Below are 18,146 nucleotides of genomic sequence, written 5' to 3' on the forward strand. Positions count from 1 at the left end.
CAGGGAAATTAAATTAATCCGCTCTATCCTCAGTACATGCAAAACAGTCTAAAACGATGAATCGTTTTAGACTGTTCTATATTTCCTATGGGTGCCAAGTTAGCGATTTCATGCACGCAAACCGGCTATGTAATTTTCAAACCAATGGTTGTTCGGTAGTCCCACGGAAATATTTGCGCAGCCGCATTCACTCCGGAATATACGGCAGATCGAGAAATGTCGGTACGTTGATGACATGCTTTTCCACATAAGCGAGAAGCCCATCGATTCCATATTCCCGGCCTACCCCGGATTGTTTCACGCCGCCGAACGGGAAACGTACATCAAGCCCCATGATGGCCGCCGTGTTAATCATGGTAGTACCGGCTTCAATACGGCGCGCCACGCGTACCGCGTGCTCTTCCTCTCCCCAAACGGAGCTGGTTAAACCATAAATACTGTTATTCACGAGCGAGATAACCTGTTCTTCATCATCGTACGGCATAATGGGCACCGCCGGTCCGAACTGTTCTTCCGCCACAATCGGAGCGTTATCATCCACATCCAGCACCAATGTGGGCTGCATGAAATAGCCCTGTTCAAACAACTCCGGCTCCAGCACCCGTCCTAGTGGGATGACTTTGGCGCCACGGCTCTTCGCATCCTCAATCAGTTCTTTTACATACTTCAGCTGAGCAGCGTTGTTCACAGGACCGATTGTAACCTCCGGATTAAAGGGACTTCCTACCCGAATCCATTTATTAGCGGCTTCGATATACTTCTCAACAAATTTGTCGTAAATCGAACGATGAACATACACGCGTTTCGCAATCATGCAAATCTGGCCGCCGTTGAGAAAATTAGAGATAACGAGACGGCGCATTGCCCTTTCATCGTTCACATCAAATTCAGGAAGGAAGATGGCGGCATCGTTGCCTCCCAGTTCCAATGTCAAATGCTTAATCGTATCCGCAGCCGATTTCATGATGTGCTTCGCTGTATTCGTGCCTCCCGTGAAGGCGATTTTAGCGATCTTAGGATTGGAAGTTAGTTCGACGCCTACATCCGCCTCGCCATGAACCATGTTGATTACGCCAGGCGGGAATTCGGCTGCGATTAATTCAATGGCCTTGCTCACCGCAAGCGGAGCATATGGACTCGGCTTTAGCACCATGGTGTTGCCGGTAAGTACGGCCGGAGCAATTTTGATGGTAGAAAGCGAGATCGGGTAATTCCAGGGAAAAATCGCCGTCACCACCCCCATCGGATCATGGGAAATAATCGTCCTGCCGTGATCATGCTCTTGTACTTCATCTTGAATGACATCCTTAACACGGCTGCATGCATACTCCATCCACATCGTTGAAACTACAATCTCGCCCTGCGCATCATAAAGCGGCTTACCATGCTCACGGGAGAGCAGCTCCGTTAATTCGGGTGCGGCAGCTTTCAGTTTCTCGATCGCTCGCTGCATCCGCTGGATACGCTCATCAATAGGCGTCGCTGCCCAGGCAGAGAATGCCGCTGCCGCAGCATCTATCGCAAGCACGGCGTCTTCCCGTGTGTTGACCGGGCCGTAGCCGACGATCTCACTCGGATTTGCCGGATTCTCGCGTCCATACCGCTTTTCCGTTACTAGCTGCCGGCCATTGATTAGGGCATGAACAACAACAGGCTCATTTGCCATAGCAAGTTACCCTCTTTCCTTATGGAATGATAAATTGATAGCGCTTTCAAGATGTATATTCAATATCTTACCGAAAATGCGAAATATTGTCAAACAATTATGTTTAATTTTTATGAGAACAAAATTATTGAACCAGGGGAGAAGGGCGTAAAGCAGAACCTGCAGCAGCGCAAAGCAGCTCTCAACTTATGATCAACGTTGAGAGCCGCTTTTTGACTTTTTATTCATCCTACGAATTCCGCTAACAATGATGAAGTATTCCTATAAATCCACACTCATCAATAAATGGCCTCAGCCTGTCTTGGCAGTTGTTTGAATAGTATCGATGATAGGCGTACCGTACATGAAAAATTCTTGAGGAAGCTGAGAGCCGTACCAGATAATCCCCTTCTCCAAATCCTCTTCCTGCCACATGATTGGCTTCCAGGCCGGGTCAAAAATAAGATATCCGGCGTCCCCGAACAGCTCTACGCGGTTGCCCCCGGGCTCGAAAACATACAGGAAGTACGCTTGGCTCACGCCATGCTTGCCGGGCCCCGCATCGATTCGAATGTTGTTCTCCACCAAAATATCGGAAATGTCGGAAAGGTGCTGCGGGTATCCGTACCAGTAGCAAATATGATGCATGCGCGCCTTTCCGCCGAGCGGATCGCCCATCATCGCAATTTCATGCACAAGCGGGCTGACGCTCATCCATGCGGCGGCATCGTTTCCGTTCTTCAGCCTGATATGCTCGCGCAGATTGAACCCGAGGTTGTTCATCATGAAATCGACATTCGGCTTCAAATCGCTTGCCATCAAATTGACGTGGTCCAGCCGGCGGACCGGGACACCGGTCGTCGGACGCTTCTGCGGACGGTTCAGCAAAGGCGTACGCTGATCCTCCGGCGCCTGATAATAGTCCACTTCCCAAAGCAGCTCCATGCGGTGGCCGTCCGGCGTCCGGAACTGGTAAGCCGCGCCGTGGCCGTTTTCCCCTTCAAACCACCTGGTGCCAAGTCCCGTATCCTTAATCGCTTTTACACGCCGATCCAAGGCCTGCGGGGAAGTCGTCCGCCAAGCGACATGGCCCAGTCCCGGTTCCTTCGCCTCGGTGACCTTCAACGTATGATGATAGAAATCTTCATACGCTCTCAAATAAACCGACTGACCTTGTCGGCCGGACTCCTGCATCCCCAGCAGGTCTTTAAAAAACCACAGCGTTTCATCCGGCTTCGGTGTGAAAATTTCTACGTGCGCCAGCTGCGCCACATCAAAAATCGGTTCTTTTTCCATGGGTATAACCTCCTGAATATGGTATGAAAAACATGGGTAACATCTAGGATTTGCTTGCTAAAAAATAGTGAACAACGTCGCAGAACTGCTCTTTCTTTTCGATTTGAGTCCAATGTCCGCAATTCGAAAACGTATGAAGCTCTGCCTTCGGCAGCAGATGAAACAACTTCCAGCTTGTTTCCCGGATCGGGATTATCCGGTCTTCACGCCCGTGGAGCAGCAGCACAGGAATGTCGATACTCCTCAATTGCTGCTCACTTAAGGCAAGTGCGTCCACATGACGCTGCCGCGGAGCCGGAAACATCGAGGCGAAAGCCGCTTGATTCTCTTTGTTTAATGTCGCCTGGTAGCGCATTTGAACGAGATCTTCATTATTGGAAAAATGAGGATCGAAGGCAAATAACTCAACAAGCTTTTTCATGTTATCGAAACTTGGTACATAGCCCCAGACCTGATCAAGCCCTTCGGTTAACGGGAAATGAATGCCCGCGCTTCCCATTAACACGAGCTTTTTGACCAAATCAGGTCTCTGCACCGCCAAATGCAGGGCGATTGCACCACCAAGCGAATTGCCAATGATCGATAATGGCCCGATCTCTTTTGTTTCGATAAATGCTATAAGCTGCTGAACCCAAACATCAACACCGTATGGCATCAATTTCGGTTTTTCCGACTCGCCGAAGCCGAGAAGGTCAGGTGCATACAGACGGTATTTATCCGATAAAACGGGAAACACCTGCCGCCAATTTGCCCATGCGGATACACCCGGTCCTGATCCGTGAATGAAAAGAAGCGGCTCGCCGTGCCCGGCTTCGTGGTAGTGGACATCATAATTACCGATTTTTTCGGTTAAACCGGTCTCTGCCATGTGCGTTATCTCCCTATCCGTATATTGATTTTGACCGCTGCTGTAAATATGCCGAATCATTTCGCAACCATGCCACGATATCCCGCCCATTTTCTTCACATATTTCATGTCCCGCCGGATAAGTCTTGTAGCAGACCGACTTTGCACGGCTGTTTAAATATACGTAATTTTCTTTACCTATGCTCACCGGGAAAATGTCGTCAAATTCCCCGTCCGACAGAAAGATGGACAGCCGATCGATGGATTTTACTTCAAACTCATCTTTTACAAACGCCGGAATATATCCATTCATCGCCACAATCCCTTTTATCGAGTTACCTAATAATAAGGCTAGTGACATGCTGAGAATGGCTCCCTGACTAAAGCCCAACAAATATCGGTTATCAGCAGAGACGGGATATTTGTTTGTGGCATACTCCATGAATACTTGAAGCATTTCCAGGCTTTCATCGAATGTATCCCTGTCCGGTTTTCCATATTCTTTGAGCGTATAATAGGCATAGCCCTGGTTATAAGAAAGATGCCCGCGCACAGCAATCAGAATAAATTCTTCTTCTAAATCGGCCACAACAGAAAGGATGTCTTGTTCGCTGTACCCGATGCCGTGCAAAGCGAAAATGACAGGATAACGCTGATCGGGGGCGATTGCCGGTGGTATATGAATTCTATAGGCAAACGGACTTTGCATGAACACTCCTCCCCTTGTTTGCTTCCTTCACTGTGAATATGAAAACGTTTTCATATTCATTCGTTTCGAATCGTCTCAACCCGCTTGGGTATCCGCATAAAAAGTAGTTCTCTTCACGTGGCATACCGGTATTACACAAAAGTTAAATTCAAGACGCCCAGAACCGCCTGATCCGGATAAATCGTGCGCGCACAAACTTTCCATTCTTGATTGACTTTGCGCAGCGTGTCAAATCTTTCGCCAAACATCTCATAGTTCACCGTGCTGTCGCTTCTGCTTCGCAGTAACAGAAAATTACTGCGCACATGGACCTCTGTGTCTTCGGAACCGGCTTGTATGAATATATTCGAAATAAAATGCCGGTTACGCGTAGGAGGATCCTCTACCCAAGCCGATTTGGTCCCGAGCCTTTCGATACGAAGCCTTAACGATTTCATATCCTCTTCATAAAAAGCCGTATCGTCGGTCATATTGGAGCCGTCTTTTCGTTCCCGCGTAGAACGCTGCGGCATACGGTACACGATATCATCCGTGAGTAGAGCCAACCATTCCTTATATAGTCTGCGATCCAGCAAAAATGCTTCATGATACAGGAAACGGGTGATTTCATTTTGCGTATCGCTGCTCAAGAATAACCCGGCAGTCTCACTTGGAATCTGGGCATTCATCGTCGGTACCTCCCTCTATAAATGAATACATGCTCGCTCAATTTTCTTGCAGCATCTTCAGCCACTGCTCCCAAAAATTCCGGATCGCTGTATCCAGAAGCCACGTCGGATAAGCTTTTCCCGGACCCGGGAAGTTTTCAATCGGCATGACGCGATCAATCCCCATCAAATAATTGAGCACATTATCGTAACTTAAATCCTTATTACGTGCCATCACCGCTTTGCTGCTTTCCGTAATCCGGGTCCATATCTCGGTGTCATCTTCCTCCAGCGTACCTCCGGGGCCAAAAGAGATGATATAAGCTCTGCTCGCCTCTTTTTTGTATTCCTCATTTGCTTCTTTATCAATCATCACCCAAGAGCAAATTTCGATGCTGTCGGGACCGATAGGCCGCCACACCCTCATATTTAAAAAGGTGGTGATCGAATCGCCGCCGGTACTTTGCGGGATGCTGACCCAGGATAGATTCGGGAAGCAATTCCCGACGTGCACTTGCAGGTTTTCCAGGAACTGCAGCTGATCCGGATTCAAATTACGTTCAAACATCGGCCATAGCTCTTCCGGAAGCCCTTGATATTTAGGTCCCTCTACCCCTGGCGGCGTAAGAACCAAATTGAGCCCGTGTCCGTTGTTTAATGAAAGCTGATAGCCAAATCCGGCTTGCGACACAAAATCCGGACTAATCCCCATTTCTACCGTCGAGCGATGGGAAGTAAGCGCATGATAGGAATCAGCACAGAAATTCTCCGCCGTGACTTTCCAGTTCGTATTCACCACCCATCTCTGGGGTGCGCCTAACACCTCCATGCCTCCATCGGTACGGCTGACCAAAATGTCCAGATACCATTTTAATTCGCCCAGATATTCATCCAGAGAAGAGGCATTGGAATCGAGGTTGCCGAAGATGAGTCCCGCATACCTATCAAGCTTCGGAACCGGCCGAAGCGCCCACTCATCCTTCACCATCTCCTCCCCGTAAATTCTGTTGCCGGCCGTAACGCCGATCAGTTCTCCATCCGGATTAAATGTCCACCCATGGTAGGGACAGGTCAGGTTTTTGCTGTTCCCGTAATCAGCCGTACAAAGCTTAGCGCCGCGATGGGTGCAGGAGTTGAGAAAGGCCTTGATTTCCCCTGTCCTGGTTCGGGTAACCAAGATCGGATCATTGCCGATATACCTTGTCACGTAACTTCCGTGCTCTTTTAATTCCGATTCATGAGCCAGAAAACACCATGTCTTCGAAAATATCTTTTCAATCTCCAACTCAAAAATTTCCGGATCATACTTAACCCATTGGGGTAATCGGCCGGCGGATAGCTTTTCTTGAATTAAATTCAGCGTTTTATTTTCAACTGTGCTGTTCTTCACCTTGTCTGCCTCCTCATTGATTTAATGAGAAACATGTCCAAAAACATGAACCAAGAGACTTTAAGCGCCTTCAATAAAGTTTGGCAATCACCCCCTTTAATGCCGAACCTATCTTTAACTTTTAGTGAAAGGATTTTTATTGATTAATCGCAGCGTAAAGTAAATTTGCACGGCCAAGTGGTACTTGAGACGGCTCATTCCGTCGTTCAAATTGATTCCGCAAAGCTCTTCAATTCGGCGAATCCGATAACGCAGCCCGGTGATGGATAAATGGAGCTCACGTGCGGTATTAGCCAAATTGCCGCTGTTATCCAGATACGCCTTTAAAGATAAAAGCAAGTCGCTTTGGTAAACGAGATCATTGTCTATTAATTTGCCTAACACATTATGGCAGAAGCTGATAAATTCATCGTGATCTAAACTTTTAATAAACAGCATGATATGTTCTAACTGCTCAAAACTGGCCACGGCATTTTCTTGAAGAAACGATACCTGCACAAAGTCGGTAATTAAATAGGCGTCCTGATAACTTTTTCCGAGACTTACGATGGAATTAGCGACCCGACCGGAACCTACGTAAATGTTGGTTTGTGAAAATTTTCTCTGCAGCATATTTTTTAAACGCGTCTCAAAATTATGCTCTTCCATCTCCGGATTTTCGCTGCGCCGAACGGAATTTTCCCATTCCCTGGATACGATGAGCACGATCCTGTCTTTACTTATGAAAGCCTCCAGAAGGGGAAATTTCAAATTGATATAGCTCATGACATGTTCCAGCTCATCCGCGGACTTCAGCTTTATGCAAACAACTTTTACGGCCGAGCTGAAATCTATGCCTGAATCCGAAATCCTCCTTCTCAACTCCTGCTCATCATAATTTCCCCGTAACATCTCTTCAAATAAATCGGCTTTCATTTTCCAATTCCACTTGTTAATTGATCGCTGATGGTATAAGTGCGTGGTGATAACGCTTACAACCCTGCGTATAATCATTCTTTCCTGCTTGGTTAATTCATTCGCTCCCACGACAACCATGGTTCCAAGCAAACTATGATTCGCCTGAAGATCGAATGAATCGCATGTAAACGATTCTGTAAATTGGCCTGTGCTGGAACCTGCTTCCTTCCACCTTTCATATAACTGAAGATCAGTTTCCGCTTTCCAGACAGCTTCGTTTATTCCGTTTCTCTTTACTTTTTCGATAACAATACTCCGGTTTATGGCTTTCGATAAGAAATCGATAAGATGGTACAAATTCTTCCCTTCCAGCATGAAATCCGTCAGTTTATTGCTGATTTCCTCGGAGTGAACCATGATACGGTTTAGCTCCTGTATCTCTTTATTGTAGGCGTCCAGCTCGGAAGCAAGGGATTCCGCCTGATAATAACGGAGATCTTCCTGGTAGTCGGGATCGTTTTCGTCAACCGTTTTGGCAATAAAATAGCAGCAATCGTCCCCTTTAGCCTTACAGCGGCTTTCCTTTACCAAAACACTTTTACCCAAAACCTTAGTCAGAAAACCGCTGGCATATCCGACAATCGAGTAGCATACCGCTTCATCGCTCCGGCCGAAATGACGAATATGCTCTTCCGCTTCGTATGAATGCTTCCAATACCCGTGTGAATAGAACTCTCCTTCAATAATATCCAAGGCTTCAATCTCCACCGTCACAATGCCTTCCATGGTAGCAAGCACCGGCCCTGAAAGAATATATTCTTTTAAAGAATCCCACCGAAACATTTTACCGACTGCATCGCCATCGTTGTAGCCATACGCCCATCCATAGCGCATTAAGAAGCCTTTTGCACGCTCCATCCCCAACGTACTGACTAAGTCGCGGCGCAATATTCCCATGGCTTCCGCTGAGATTAACAGCATTCGTTTCGAATCCAAAGTCAAGATTCCGGTTCTACGATCAATGTCAATAATATTTTCAAATAACAATCGGCTCGCCTTTACTCCTCGACCATGCGACATCAAATAACTCTTGCTCTGCATGAGGTCCTTATCCCCTTTCGAAAGCCATAAGAAAATACGGGAGTTCATTACATTTGTGCGACTGATTCGTAACCTTGATTTAAGTGTACGCTCCGATATTTCTTGCCGCAATAGCAAAAAAAGATATACTTTTCAGATAATTCCGTCCATTTTTACCATGCCTGTTCTGTATAACGGTTATTTGCATTAAAATCGTCTTTTCATGGTAAGTCAAGTTTAATTACGGCCGGTTTTATTAAACCCGCAAACCAAAAAAATCCCCCATTCATAGTTGACAGCGCTCTAAAGCACTATCGAACTTGGGGGAGTGTAACCAACAAATATTCAATTTTATCGATACTCTTTCGGAATGCGGCGGGCCACCTTCGTTCGAATCGCAGCCTCTATCACTCGTTGTCGTATCAAATCTACCACTTTGTGATCGAAAACACTTGGAATAATATACAACCTATCCAATTTATCCTCTGTTATGACGGAAGCAATAGCCTCAGCAGCAGCAAGTTTCATTTCTTCATTGATTTCAGTCGCCCTGCAGTCCAGCGCCCCACGGAAAATCCCGGGAAAACAGAGTACATTGTTAATTTGATTCGGGTAGTCAGACCTCCCGGTCGCCATAACGGCGACAATATCATCGACTTCTTCCGGAAGGATTTCGGGTGTCGGATTAGCCATCGCAAACACGATCGGTTTGGAGGCCATAGTAAGCACATCCTCCCGTTCCAACAAACCGCTTGAAGAAAGTCCGATGAACACATCGGCTCCCCGCATGGCATCCTGAAGCGTGCCCGAAACACCAGCCGTATTGGTATTCTCGGCAAACCACCGTTTCATCGGATTGGAATATTCGTTTCCTTTCACCAGAATTCCGTTTCTGTCCAAACCGATGATATCTTTCACTCCAGCAGCCAGCAAAATTTTCGTGCAGGCGATTCCGGCCGCCCCGACGCCGCAGACAACCACTTTAATGTCACGGATGGACTTGCCGGCAATTTTCAGCGCGTTAATCAGTCCTGCATACATGACGACTGCCGTTCCATGCTGATCATCATGGAAGACGGGAATATCGAGTTCCCGGCGAAGGCGTTCTTCTATTTCAAAGCAGCGTGGCGAAGAAATATCCTCCAGATTAATTCCCCCGAAAGATGGCGAGATCGCTTTAATGATTTTGATGATGTCCTCCGTATCCTTCGTATCCAGACAGATTGGGTATGCGTCAACATCCGCAAACTGCTTAAACAGCATCGCTTTGCCTTCCATCACCGGCATTGCCGCTTTCGGTCCGATGTCCCCCAGCCCCAAAACGGCGGTTCCATCCGATACAACGGCTACCGTATTTCTTCTGATTGTCAGCGAGAACGCTTTTTGTTCGTCTTCATGAATGGCCATGCATACTCGCGCAACATCCGGCGTATAGACGCGGGAAAGATCGTCGCGGTTCTGAATCTTTACCTTCGGATGGATGCCGATTTTTCCGCCCAGGTGCATCAGAAAGGTGCGATCCGAAACATGCACCAATCTTACCCCTTGCAATCTTTCGATGGCTTCGGTAATTTTACGGTTATCCTCCGCGTCCTTCACGTTGATTGTAATGTCACGGGTGGTCGAGTTAGGCCCGATATGAATGGTATCGATGGCGATAATATCTCCGCCCGTAAGCGATATAGCGTTGGTCACCATACCGAAGTTCATCTTCTCCGTGTCGATATCAAGACGAATGATAATACTTTTTCCTCCTAATTCCTGATTGCTGCCTGTACTCATATTCTGGTCCCCTTCCCGGGGAAATCCCTTCATAAACACATTGCGGACCATCTTCATTACCGAAATGACCTTAGTTGATCTATCGGTTTAAATTTCCGCAAGGAAAGTGGGATTCTCGTTCGTCATGATCCTGACTTCTTCCGCGCTGAAACCGTTCTGCAGAAGATTCGAAATAAACATCTTCATCCCTTCGTCCGGATAAACATATTGCGGTTGGCCCAAATCGGTGGACAGAATGCAATTTTCCGGGCCTACGTAGCGAATTTGTTCATATACCGATTCCCAAGTCACTTTATCGGTGTATGGAGTCGTAAAGCAAAACTCCATAATCGCCCCTTTATCCGCCAGTTCTTTGATCTGCTCCTTGGAAAGATCGGATGAAGGAAAATTCGGATGGGTGATAACCGTTTTTTTCATTTTCCGTTTGGCCGATTCTTCAACTAAGGCATAGATTTCTTTAACGCTGATATGGCCTGTAGCAAGCACAAGGCTGTGATGAGCCGCAATGTCCATAATGTCCAGCACCTGACGCTTAAGCGTACCGGACTCATCCAACAGCGAGATATTCGGCATCGTTTTCCCTTGTTCTTCAAGTTCCATCTTCATCTTCGCCCAAAACGGAAGCTTGTCGTGCTTCGCGGTTTTGAAATGCTCCTGCTCATTCAAGGAGTCAAATGTCGGCATCCAGACGATTTTCGCGCCATCCCGTGCGGCGATTTCTACGGCCATCGGGTTCAGGCCCCCGACCGTATTGTTCAGACAAATGGCGCCGACGACATTGACATCGGGGTACAGTTTCTTGGTCAAAGCGGCTCTTTCCGCCGTGCAGAAATAGTGCGACTTAATGCCGAATCCCTTCATGCCGGCCTTTTGCATACGCTCCGCCATTTCAAAATCATCCAGCTTCCTGCCGATTACATCAGGTCCTGTGTGAATGTGGAGGTCATAAGCTCCTGCTAACAATTGCTCTGCATCCATGGTATTTCTCTCCCTTTTTATGTTATTGTGACTATCTTTTCTATATGCCAAGATATTGATGCTGGATTTCATTGTTATCGAGAAGCTCTTTTGGCGAGCCCGACCAAACAATTTGCCCCTTGCTCATAATCAGCACCTCGTCGGCAACCCCGCAGGCCAAATGGAAATTTTGCTCGACAAGAAGAATGGAAAGCCCGGACTTTTTTAAACCGTGAATGATATCGCCTACCTGTGAAACCACGGATGGAGCCAGTCCCTCCGAAGGCTCATCCATCAAAATAAGCTGAGGATTGGTCATTAGCGCCCTGCCGATCGCAAGCATCTGCTGCTGGCCGCCGGACAGCTGGTTGCCCATGTTTTTTTCCCGCTCTTTGAGAACGGGGAATAACGTATACACTTTGTCCAAATCCCAATCCGGCAGAGCGTCCTGCGTTTGCGAACGCGCCGCCATCGTCAGGTTTTCACGGATGGTCAGGGAAGGAAATACACGTCTGCCTTGGGGCACCAATCCGATGCCTGTCCGTGCGATTTCATGGGGCGTTTTGCCCGTGATGGTCTTGCCAAGAAACCGGATCTCCCCTCTTTTCGCCGGCGTAAGTCCCGAAATGGAATGGATGGTCGTTGTCTTTCCCACTCCGTTTCGGCCCAGAAGCGCTACACTTTTGCCCGCCGGAACGTTGAATGTTACGCCTTGAAGCACATGGCTGTTGCCGTAATAGGTATGTACGCCTTCAATCGTCAGCATGCGATAAAGCCCCCCCGCCGAAATACACATCTTGCACTAGGCTGTTATTGCGAATCTCGTCCGGGCTTCCGCTTAATAGCAGCTCCCCGTGATGCAGCACCGTAATGCGGTCCGCGATGGAAAAGACGACGTCCATATCATGTTCGATAATCACCATGGTCATCGAGCGCGGCAGCTGCTGAATCAACTTGGTCGTATGCGCTGTTTCCGCAGGTGACATGCCTGACGTCGGTTCATCCAGCAGCAAAACTTTCGGTTTCAGCGCAACGGCCAGCATCACTTCCAGCACCCGCTGTTCACCGTATGACAATTCACTTACTATTCTGTCTTTTCGCTCCAGAAGGTTCCATTGTTCAATCAGTTCGTCGGCCTCGGCCCGGATATCCGCATAGCTGTCAAGCGGTTTAAAAAAACGGTATTTATAAGGCTTGTTGGATGTAATGGCAAGATAAACATTTTCTTTTACCGTAAGGTTCCAGAACAGATTGTTTTTCTGGAACGTTCTCGACATCCCGAGACCGACCCGTTTATGGGTTTCCATCGTACTTATATCTTGATTCTGGAGAAATATTTTCCCGCTGCTGATCGGCAGGAATCCGGTTAAACAGTTAAACAGGGTCGTTTTTCCGGCACCGTTCGGACCGATAATAACGTGGCGTTCATTCTCCTGCACTTCGAGAGAAACGTCTTTTAGCACCTGCAGCGCCTTAAACGATTTGCTTATTTTTTGCGTTTTCAACAGCGACATTTGCGTCTTCCCCCTTTCCCGGCCTTTTCTCCCAGAGAGAAGAAACAAGCTGCACGATGCCCCCGCGCCCGTAAAGCACAAATGCCACAAAAATAATCCCCATTATAAGCTGCCAGCGTTCGGTGTAAGAGCTGACGTAGTTTTGCAAAATGATAAAGAAGACGACGCCGACTACAGGCCCCAGCAGCGTTCCCGCTCCGCCGACGATGACCATAATGAGCGCCTGCCCGGAAAAAATCCAAAACATGAGGTCAGGGCTGACGAATGAATTAATAAAGGCGTAGAGCGCGCCTCCGAAACCGGCGAGCGTACCGGAAAGCGAATAAGCGATTAATTTGTAATTGCGGGTTTGATAGCCGAGAGCTTTCATGCGTGTTTCGTTTTCCATGATGCCTTTGACGATTTTCCCGATCGGCGAATTCACAAAGAGCAGCAGAAGAAGATAGCAAAGTAAAAAGCCAACCCCGGCCAAATAATACAAGCCATGCGTGCTCGTGATCGGACCGAAACCGAAATCGGGAGACACGCTTATCTGCATGCCGTCTGCACCGCCGGTCCATGATTTCATTTTAAACGCGAAAGCGAACAGCATCTGGCCGAAGGCAAGCGTAATCATCAGAAAGTAGCCGCCCGTCGTACGGATGAACAATGCGCCGGAAATAAGCGCCAACAATCCGGAGAAGACAAGCGCAGCGAGCAGCAGCACATAAGTATTGCCGATATGCTCGCCGAGCAGCGCCACCGTATACGCCCCGGTTCCGAAGAAGGCCGCGTGACCTAGTGAAACGAGTCCGGTATATCCCATAATAAGTCCCAGACTGAGCGCGAACACAGCCATAAAGAAAATTTCCGTTGCGAGATTCGTGCCGAAGCTGCTTAATATCAACGGCAGCACGAGAACCATAATAATCATGGCTAAAAAGAAGTAGGCATGTTTCCTCACAGCTGCACCCCTCTTCCGAACAACCCGGTCGGACGAACCAGCAGCACGATAACCATTAAGATAAACACCAAGGCCATGGAAACCGAGGGGAACCAGACTTTTCCTAACGTATCGATCATCCCGACCAGGATCGCTCCTGCAAAGGCGCCTTTCCATGTTCCGAGTCCGCCGATAACGACGACAACCAAGGAAGAAATGAGGACTTCCGCATCCATTCCCAGATAGATTCCCGTTACCGCACCGCCAAGAACGCCGCTGAAGCCGGCAAGCAGAGCACCGAAAGCGAAAACGCCGGAAAAGGCCAAGCCTACATTTATTCCGAGCGCCGATACCATCTGGCGATCGTCTACCCCGGCTCTGATGACCGACCCGACACGCGTGCGGCTTTCGAAGTACCAGAGAAGCACGGCAACCAGCACACCGACCATAATTACAAACAGACGAAAGACGGGAAATACGGTTTCTCCCAAATGGATCGATTGGCTAAGTTCCCCGGGAACCGGGATACTTTGCGGGCTCGTGCCCCATGCCCACTTCACCAGATCGGAAAAAATAAATGTCAAACCGAAGGTGAGCAGTACCTGGTCCAATTCCTTCCCGTACACGCGGGCCAGGAAAACCTTTTCCATAAACCATCCGAATAGACCGACGAGGATAATCGTCACCATAAGCGCGACCCAAAAGCCCATCCCCTGCTTCATTAACGCAAATGCGACATAGGCTGCGATCATGAAAAAGGAACCATGGGCAAGGTTAACGACATTCATAAACCCCATAATGATTGATAACCCCGCCGCAATCATAAACAGCAGCATCCCGTAAGCCAAACCGGTTAAAATATGTGAAAACAGAATGGATGCATTCAAGACATTTCCTCCCTACCGAAAGTGAACATGGAGTGATTAATAAGTGCAACAAAACCGACTTCTGTTTCGGAGGTTTCGGTCTATTCTTAAAAGAATGAGCTAAGATTAATGGACGTCAGTACCGTTTGATCCGGGTAAATCGTTCGCGCAGCTATTTTCCACTGTCCATCCACTCGTCTGAGTATGTCCAGCCGTTCTCCATAAACCTGGTCGGAGACTTCATCCTTCGCTCTACTCCGCATAAACAGAAATGCGCTTCTGACCTCAAGCTCATCTTTGCGCGTTTCCCGCTCAATCAGAATATTGTTGATGAAATGCCGCGTACGCGGTACCGGATCCCAGGCCCATGCCGAGGTTGTTGCCATACGGCTTACCCGTGTGATGAGCGATTTCTTCGTTTCTTCAAAGTAAGTCATCTCATCCACAATGTTGGAGCCGTCTTTTTTCTCGCGGGTGACCCTTAGCGGCATGCGGTAAATAATGTCATCCGTCAGCAGGCCCAGCCATTCCTGGAATTGCAAGCTGTCCAATATGTACGCTTCGCGCTGAAGGAAATTCGTGATCTCATAGTGAAGTTCATAGTTCATAATGATGGCTCCTTTCCTCAATTATTTTATTTCCGAATGCACCGCGGACTGCCGCAGATTGACGTCACCGGTGAGCAGAGACAGCCAGAATTCATGCATGTTCCTTGAGGCATAGTCGACGTAACAAGTCGGATAAGCTACGCCCGGTCCGTCCCAATGGTCCAGCGGCTCTACTTTTCCCTCGCCCATCATATAGTTCAGCACATTGTTGTAGCTCAAATCCTTGTCACGGGCAAGTATGCCTTTGCTCGCCTGCGTCACGCGCGCCCAAATTTCGGCATCGTCCTGCTCCAACGTGCCCGACGGGCCGAAGGATGCGATGTAGCCTTTGTACGAGGCTTGCTTGTATGCTTCCGGCGCCGCCTTATCGATCATAAACCAGGACCACACTTCGATTTTGTCGGCTGAGATCGGACGCCACACACGCATGTTCAAGTAATTGTGCAGATGACCTTCGCTTCCGTGAAGCGGACTCAGGAAGGACAAGTTAGGGAAACAGTTGCCTACGATAACGGTACATTTCGATAAAATATCATGCTGCTCGGCCGTCAGGTTCTTTTGGAACATCGGCCACATCTCTTCGGGCATTCCCTGATACGGCGGTATGTCTAAACCCGGAACGCCGGTATTGATGTTAACGTTGTGTCCATGGTCGAGCACCACTTGATAACCATAGCCCGAGAACAGCGGATCCTGCGGGCTGATGCCAAGTTCCACCGTCGAGCGGTGTACGGTCGCCACATGGTACGGATCCCCTCCGAAGTTTTCCGATGTCAGCTTCCAGTTGGCGTTAAGAATCCAGCGCTGCGGAACGCCTCGGACCTCCATGCCGCCATCGCTGCGGTTCAGAAGAATATCAAAATACCATTTCATTCCTCCGAGGTACTCTTCCAGCGGCATGGTATTTGCATCCAGGCAGCCGAATATCAAACCGTTGTAGGTGGCGACCTGCGGCACCGGCTTAAGACCCCATTGCTCTTTGTCCATGCCTTCGCCGTAAACCTTATCCCCTGCGACGACGCCGATCAGCTTGCCATCATTATTAAAGCTCCAGCCGTGATACGGGCATTGAAACGTGTTCTTTTTGCCGAAATCGGCTGTACACAGCTGCATGCCTCTGTGCGGACAAGAATTAAGAAATGCTTTGATTTCTCCTTTTTTCGTCCGGACAACCAAGATCGGATCATGAACCAGCCATCTGGTGATATAGCTTCCCGGTTCCTTCAGCTCGCTCTCATGGCCGAGAAGCTGCCACGCATGAGCGAATACTTTCTCGATCTCCTCGTCGAATATAGCGGGGTCGTTCAAAATCCACTGCGGCATCATCCCCTGCGAGATTTTTTCTTTTATCTTCCGCAATCTGTCTTCGTCCAAAACAGTACTCATAATTCTCCTGCCTCCTCATGTGAATTAATTAGAAATTACTTCGCCGCGGGATCCTTTTCCGGCATAACCATTTCTCCAAGATTCGCCAATGGTTCGAAGACGATGCTGCCGTCTTTCATTACATTTCTGCCGGCATAAAACGTTTGAATCGGATTATTCGTTTTGGGATCAATGGTAATGCTGCCGCGCGGGCTATTGATCGTAATTCCTTTAAGCGCTTTCAAAAGATCGTCGCTTTTTACGCTTCCGCCTGTCTTCTTCACCGCTTCCGCGAAGGCCTGAGCGGCATCATATCCATATACGGAGTAGAAATCCGGTATTTTGCCATACTTCGCTTTAAATTCTTCGACAAACTTTTTGTTCGTCTCATTCTCGAGTGCAGGGTAATAGTGGAAGGTGCTATAAATTCCTTCTGAATCGGCACCGGTCGGTTCCGTGATGAGGACGTCTCCGAATTCGCCGGAAGAAGTCAGCGGGATGTTCCCCTTCAGGCCAAACTCTTTATATTGCTTAATGAATCGGATTCCGTCTGCCCCAGGCAAGAATGCAAATACCAATTCCGGTTTAGCCTGCTTGATTTGATTCAGATTTGTCGCATAATCGTTTGCCCCGAGCGGAGTGTAGGCTTCCTCGATGACTTTGCCGCCAGCCTGGATAAACGCCTCTTTAAACCCGGCAGCCACTTCGTGTCCTGCAGGATAGTCGGACGCTACGATGTATGCCGTTTTGCCGACTTTGTCGGCAAAGTACTTGCCGCCGGGCGTTCCGCTTTGCCAGTTAGAGAGGGAGGTGCGGATCATATAGTCGCTTTTCTTGGACCAGGAAATATCATTGGCGGCGGCGGTGACGATAATCATGGGTTTCTTGACCTTTTGCACCTCGTCTGTAAGCGCATACACAACATTGCTTAGAAGGGGACCGAGCACGACATCCGCCTTGCTGCTGTTAATAAGCTGGCGGTACTTCCGTAACCCCGTCTGAGGATTCCCTTCATCATCCTCGTACTTGATTTCGACCTTGCGGTCTCCGATCATGTAATTATGCTGCGAGAAATAAAGCTCGATTCCTTTTTTGGCACTTTCTCCGGGTTGTGCTTGAGGGCCTGATTGACTGAGGAGTGCACCCACAATAATAGGGTCTTTGCTTTCACCCGCGGCCGCGGTTGAGGCTCCTGGTGAAGAGGGGCTTTCTGAATTTTGCGTCGTCGCAGCGGAACCGCCGCTGCAGGCTGTGAGGAGTATAGCCAACATAACTGTCATCATTGCCGTCAGTCTCTTTTTCATCTTAAAATCCTCCCCCAAAACAACATGAATTCGGTTGCATGTACAGGTCTTTATCAGATTAAAAAATTGGAGACACATAATGACTGATCATGATGTTCTTGTGGGCGTATTCAACTAACGGTTTGCATCATCTCACTTTCAGCTACCAACATGTCGGTAATTTTTCATCAAAATTGTTCTACGATATTGACAACAATTATGAACGCATGTTCAGTATACAAAACATAGTATTAAATGTCAATATGTCATTTTTTATACAGGATCCGGAAAATCAACAAAAAAAAGAGCCGCATCATGAGATTAACGGCACTTTAATC

Annotated in this window: 16 protein-coding genes; all 16 read right to left on the bottom strand. The window is 48.2% G+C overall.

Going from position 1 to position 18,146, the window contains the following annotated elements; all coding sequences use genetic code 11:
• Positions 1 to 187: 187 nt before the first annotated feature.
• A complete protein-coding gene (locus ACZ439_RS04595) occupies positions 188 to 1,666 on the bottom strand; it encodes an aldehyde dehydrogenase family protein (RefSeq protein WP_054800100.1) in 1,479 nt (492 codons plus the stop codon).
• Between the two features lie 291 nt (positions 1,667 to 1,957).
• On the bottom strand, positions 1,958 to 2,941 hold the full coding sequence (locus ACZ439_RS04600; protein ID WP_464620687.1) for a catechol 2,3-dioxygenase: 984 nt from the start codon (positions 2,939 to 2,941) through the stop codon (positions 1,958 to 1,960).
• A 43-nt stretch (positions 2,942 to 2,984) separates the two neighbouring features.
• Positions 2,985 to 3,809, bottom strand: a complete 825-nt coding sequence (locus ACZ439_RS04605) for an alpha/beta fold hydrolase (RefSeq protein WP_307720703.1) — start codon at positions 3,807 to 3,809, stop codon at positions 2,985 to 2,987.
• A gap of 13 nt (positions 3,810 to 3,822) precedes the next feature.
• Positions 3,823 to 4,497: an alpha/beta hydrolase gene (locus ACZ439_RS04610; RefSeq protein ID WP_054800099.1), complete on the bottom strand. Its 675-nt coding sequence runs from the start codon at positions 4,495 to 4,497 to the stop codon at positions 3,823 to 3,825.
• Positions 4,498 to 4,628: 131 nt separating this feature from the next.
• Positions 4,629 to 5,165 carry an aromatic-ring-hydroxylating dioxygenase subunit beta gene (locus ACZ439_RS04615; RefSeq protein WP_230876217.1) on the bottom strand — a complete coding sequence of 179 codons (537 nt, stop codon included), beginning with the start codon at positions 5,163 to 5,165 and terminating at the stop codon, positions 4,629 to 4,631.
• A 37-nt stretch (positions 5,166 to 5,202) separates the two neighbouring features.
• A complete protein-coding gene (locus ACZ439_RS04620) occupies positions 5,203 to 6,534 on the bottom strand; it encodes an aromatic ring-hydroxylating oxygenase subunit alpha (protein ID WP_201318951.1) in 1,332 nt (443 codons plus the stop codon).
• Positions 6,535 to 6,648: 114 nt separating this feature from the next.
• Complete coding sequence (locus tag ACZ439_RS04625) at positions 6,649 to 8,532, bottom strand: XylR N-terminal domain-containing protein (protein WP_464620688.1); 1,884 nt, start codon at positions 8,530 to 8,532, stop codon at positions 6,649 to 6,651.
• A gap of 330 nt (positions 8,533 to 8,862) precedes the next feature.
• Positions 8,863 to 10,293: an NAD-dependent malic enzyme gene (locus tag ACZ439_RS04630; protein ID WP_054797774.1), complete on the bottom strand. Its 1,431-nt coding sequence runs from the start codon at positions 10,291 to 10,293 to the stop codon at positions 8,863 to 8,865.
• A gap of 87 nt (positions 10,294 to 10,380) precedes the next feature.
• A complete protein-coding gene (locus ACZ439_RS04635) occupies positions 10,381 to 11,271 on the bottom strand; it encodes a DUF6282 family protein (protein WP_127610583.1) in 891 nt (296 codons plus the stop codon).
• A gap of 40 nt (positions 11,272 to 11,311) precedes the next feature.
• Positions 11,312 to 12,016, bottom strand: a complete 705-nt coding sequence (locus ACZ439_RS04640; RefSeq protein ID WP_127610770.1) for an ABC transporter ATP-binding protein — start codon at positions 12,014 to 12,016, stop codon at positions 11,312 to 11,314.
• A complete protein-coding gene (locus ACZ439_RS04645; RefSeq protein WP_464620689.1) occupies positions 12,003 to 12,764 on the bottom strand; it encodes an ABC transporter ATP-binding protein in 762 nt (253 codons plus the stop codon). Before ACZ439_RS04645 ends, ACZ439_RS04640 begins: the two co-directional genes overlap by 14 nt.
• Entirely contained in the window at positions 12,724 to 13,707 is a 984-nt protein-coding gene (locus ACZ439_RS04650) for a branched-chain amino acid ABC transporter permease (protein WP_244933053.1), read from the bottom strand. Before ACZ439_RS04650 ends, ACZ439_RS04645 begins: the two co-directional genes overlap by 41 nt.
• The gene (locus tag ACZ439_RS04655; protein WP_236595957.1) at positions 13,704 to 14,573 is read right to left on the bottom strand and encodes a branched-chain amino acid ABC transporter permease; all 870 of its coding nucleotides are present in this window, start codon (positions 14,571 to 14,573) and stop codon (positions 13,704 to 13,706) included. The genes ACZ439_RS04650 and ACZ439_RS04655 overlap by 4 nt, the downstream gene beginning before the upstream one ends.
• 86 nt (positions 14,574 to 14,659) lie before the next feature.
• Complete coding sequence (locus ACZ439_RS04660; protein WP_054797771.1) at positions 14,660 to 15,160, bottom strand: 3-phenylpropionate/cinnamic acid dioxygenase subunit beta; 501 nt, start codon at positions 15,158 to 15,160, stop codon at positions 14,660 to 14,662.
• A gap of 21 nt (positions 15,161 to 15,181) precedes the next feature.
• A complete protein-coding gene (locus ACZ439_RS04665) occupies positions 15,182 to 16,546 on the bottom strand; it encodes an aromatic ring-hydroxylating oxygenase subunit alpha (protein ID WP_155615113.1) in 1,365 nt (454 codons plus the stop codon).
• 35 nt (positions 16,547 to 16,581) lie between these two features.
• The gene (locus ACZ439_RS04670; protein ID WP_464620690.1) at positions 16,582 to 17,829 is read right to left on the bottom strand and encodes an ABC transporter substrate-binding protein; all 1,248 of its coding nucleotides are present in this window, start codon (positions 17,827 to 17,829) and stop codon (positions 16,582 to 16,584) included.
• Positions 17,830 to 18,146 lie beyond the last annotated feature (317 nt).

Source organism: Paenibacillus sp. JCM 9796 (assembly GCF_055379675.1).

Coding starts and splice junctions, on each gene's coding strand:
- ACZ439_RS04600 (WP_464620687.1), bottom strand. CDS start 2,941: ATGGAAAAAGAACCGATTTTTGATGTGGCGCAGCTGGCGCACGTAGAA.
- ACZ439_RS04595 (WP_054800100.1), bottom strand. CDS start 1,666: ATGGCAAATGAGCCTGTTGTTGTTCATGCCCTAATCAATGGCCGGCAG.
- ACZ439_RS04630 (WP_054797774.1), bottom strand. CDS start 10,293: ATGAGTACAGGCAGCAATCAGGAATTAGGAGGAAAAAGTATTATCATT.
- ACZ439_RS04610 (WP_054800099.1), bottom strand. CDS start 4,497: ATGCAAAGTCCGTTTGCCTATAGAATTCATATACCACCGGCAATCGCC.
- ACZ439_RS04615 (WP_230876217.1), bottom strand. CDS start 5,165: ATGAATGCCCAGATTCCAAGTGAGACTGCCGGGTTATTCTTGAGCAGC.
- ACZ439_RS04605 (WP_307720703.1), bottom strand. CDS start 3,809: ATGGCAGAGACCGGTTTAACCGAAAAAATCGGTAATTATGATGTCCAC.
- ACZ439_RS04635 (WP_127610583.1), bottom strand. CDS start 11,271: ATGGATGCAGAGCAATTGTTAGCAGGAGCTTATGACCTCCACATTCAC.
- ACZ439_RS04660 (WP_054797771.1), bottom strand. CDS start 15,160: ATGAACTATGAACTTCACTATGAGATCACGAATTTCCTTCAGCGCGAA.
- ACZ439_RS04645 (WP_464620689.1), bottom strand. CDS start 12,764: ATGTCGCTGTTGAAAACGCAAAAAATAAGCAAATCGTTTAAGGCGCTG.
- ACZ439_RS04625 (WP_464620688.1), bottom strand. CDS start 8,532: ATGCAGAGCAAGAGTTATTTGATGTCGCATGGTCGAGGAGTAAAGGCG.
- ACZ439_RS04670 (WP_464620690.1), bottom strand. CDS start 17,829: ATGAAAAAGAGACTGACGGCAATGATGACAGTTATGTTGGCTATACTC.
- ACZ439_RS04665 (WP_155615113.1), bottom strand. CDS start 16,546: ATGAGTACTGTTTTGGACGAAGACAGATTGCGGAAGATAAAAGAAAAA.
- ACZ439_RS04640 (WP_127610770.1), bottom strand. CDS start 12,016: ATGCTGACGATTGAAGGCGTACATACCTATTACGGCAACAGCCATGTG.